Annotated in this window: 2 protein-coding genes and 1 pseudogene; all 3 read left to right on the top strand. The window is 65.7% G+C overall.

The features are described 5' to 3' along the window. Positions 1–631: HlyD family secretion protein (locus I5W_RS25810; RefSeq protein WP_044531400.1), on the top strand; the 631-nt coding region annotated here is incomplete at its 5' end. Continuing rightward, a complete protein-coding gene (locus I5W_RS25805) occupies positions 628–2,196 on the top strand; it encodes an MDR family MFS transporter (RefSeq protein WP_044531399.1) in 1,569 nt (522 codons plus the stop codon). The genes I5W_RS25810 and I5W_RS25805, both read left to right, overlap by 4 nt. Positions 2,197–2,204: 8 nt before the next feature. After that, positions 2,205–2,578: pseudogene (locus I5W_RS25800) on the top strand (TolC family protein); the annotation flags it as partial.

Raw genomic sequence — 2,578 nt, 5'->3', positions numbered from 1 at the left:
CAACCAGCAGGCCCAGGCACGCAGCACCCTGGCGGCGCGTCGCGCAGCACTGAAAGCGGCCCAGTTGCGCGTGCGTTCATTGCAGGCCCAGGTGCGCCAAGCCCAGGCCCAGGGCGAAACCGCCAAGGCGCAATATGACGCGGCCAGCGTCAACCTCGGCTATACCGAGATCCGCGCCAGCGTCGATGGCCGCATCGGCGACAAGCAGGTGCGGGTCGGTCAGTTCGTCTCGGCTGGTACGCGCCTGATGACGGTGGTGCCGACGCGCTTCTACGTCAGCGCCAATTTCAAGGAAACCCAGATCGGCATCATGCGCATCGGCCAGCCCGCCACCATCAAGGTGGATGCCTTGCCGGGTGTGGAATTCCAGGGCCATGTAGAGAGTCTCTCGCCCGGCACGGGTGCCCAGTTCTCACTGCTGCCGCCGCAGAATGCCACCGGCAACTTCACCAAGATCGTCCAGCGCGTCCCGGTTCGGGTGGCCATCGATGCTACCCCGGAACAAACTCGCGCCTTCGTGGCCGGCCTGTCGGTGACGGTGGAAGTCAATACCATTGCCGCCAAGGATGAACTGCGCACCCTGCGCGAGCGCAACAGTGAAGCCAATGCTACCGGCAAGGAGCCGCAGTGAGTAGCGCCCCCGCCAAGCCGCTAGCCGGTCCGGGCGCCCAGGAAGAAAAGGCCGATGCTTCCGCCTGGCTGGCGGTGGCGGCCGGCACCCTGGGGGCGCTCATGGCCACGCTGGATATTTCCATCGTCAACTCTTCGCTGCCGACCATCCAGGGCGAGATTGGCGCTTCCGGCACCGAAGGCACCTGGATCGCCACCGCCTACCTGGTGGCCGAGATCGTCATCATCCCCATGTCGGCCTGGCTGGAACGCCTGCTGGGTCTGCGCGTGCTGCTGCTTACTGCGGCCGGCCTGTTCACGCTGTTCTCGGTGCTGTGCGGTCTGTCCACCACGCTGCCGATGATGATCATCGGGCGGGTTGGGCAGGGTTTTACCGGTGGTGCACTCATTCCTACGGCCATGACCATCATCGCCACCCGACTGCCACGCTCACAGCAACCGGTGGGCAATGCCATGTTCGGCGCTACCGCCATCCTGGGTCCGGTACTGGGTCCGGTGATGGGCGGTTGGCTGACCGAGAACGTGAGCTGGCACTACGCCTTCTTCATCAACCTGCCGGTGGGGGCTGCGCTCATCACCTTGCTGCTGGTGGCCATTCCCTATGAACGTCCCAAGTTCGAACAACTGGCCGAGGCCGACTGGTTTGGCATCGCCGGCCTGGCGCTGGGGCTGGGCGGTCTGACGGTGGTGCTGGAGGAGGGCGAGCGCGAGCAGTGGTTCTCTTCGCCCGATATCCGCTGGCTGGCCGCCACGTCCTTGCTGGGTTTCATCCTCCTGGCCATCGGCCAGGTGCGCTCGCGCCATCCGGTGATCCAGTTACGCTGTTTGCGCGACCGTCAGTTTGGCTCGGTGGTGATGATGGCCATGATCGTCGGCGTGGCACTGTATGGCACCTCTTACGTGATCCCGCAGTTCCTCTCCGGTATTGCCGGCTACAACTCGTGCCAGTCGGGCTGGATCGTGCTGCTCTCGGGGGTGCCGATGATATTGATGATGCCCTTTACGCCCTTGCTGATGCGACGGATCGATATCCGCATCGCGGTGGGAACCGGCTTCCTGCTGCTGGCGACCTCGGCCTTCCTCGAAACCGACCTGAGTCCCTTGTCCTACGGTGGCTCCTTCGTAGCCTCGCAGTTGATGCGCGGTGTGGGTACGGTGCTGGCCATGCTGTTCCTGAACCAGGCGGCGATCCGCTCGGTGCCGCCCGCCCAGGCCGGTGACGCTTCCGGGCTCTATAGCGCGGCGCGCAACCTGGGCGGCTCGCTGGCGCTGGCGGCCATCGCCGTGATCCAGGACCAGCGCCTGTGGCTGCATAGCCGGCGCCTGGAAGAGAGCCTCTCTGCCAATTCCGACCTGGTGCAGTCCAGCATCGCGGCCCAAGCGCACCTGCTGGGCGGCCAGGACGTGGCGATCCAACTCATGGGCGCCACCATCCAGGTCCAGGCGCTGACCATGACCTATGCCGACCTGTTCTGGTTGCTGGGCGTGGCCATCGTCTGCGTCACGCCGCTGGTGCTGTTCCTGCGCCCCTTGCCGACCAATGCCGCACCGGTGGCTTCTCATTGATGATGATTATGTACAAGACCGATTCTTTCTTTCCCCGCGCCCGCCTGATTGCCCTGGCTGCGGCTGCGCTGCTGGCCGGCTGTGCGCTCGGCCCGGAATACGCCGCCCCGCCCGAAGCCGCACCGCAGGCTGCGCATACTGGCCACTTCGTGCGCGCTGGCGATAGTGCCACTACCGCCATGCCGGTGAACCGCTGGTGGCAAGGTCTCAACGATGCGGAACTCGACAGCCTCATTGAACGCGCCTTGCAAGCCAATCCCAATCTCGGCATCGCCCGCGCTCGCCTGCAGCAATCGCGCGCCGGGCTGGAGTTGGAACAGGCCAACTCCGCCCCCAGCGTCGGCGCCTCGGCGCTGGGCGGCCATGCGCGTCTGCCGCCCGC

This window comes from Herbaspirillum sp. B65, assembly GCF_000333555.1.
Taxonomy (GTDB): domain Bacteria; phylum Pseudomonadota; class Gammaproteobacteria; order Burkholderiales; family Burkholderiaceae_D; genus Herbaspirillum; species Herbaspirillum rubrisubalbicans.
Note: the sequence above shows the minus strand (reverse complement) of the source record. Positions and strands in the feature narration are given on the sequence as shown.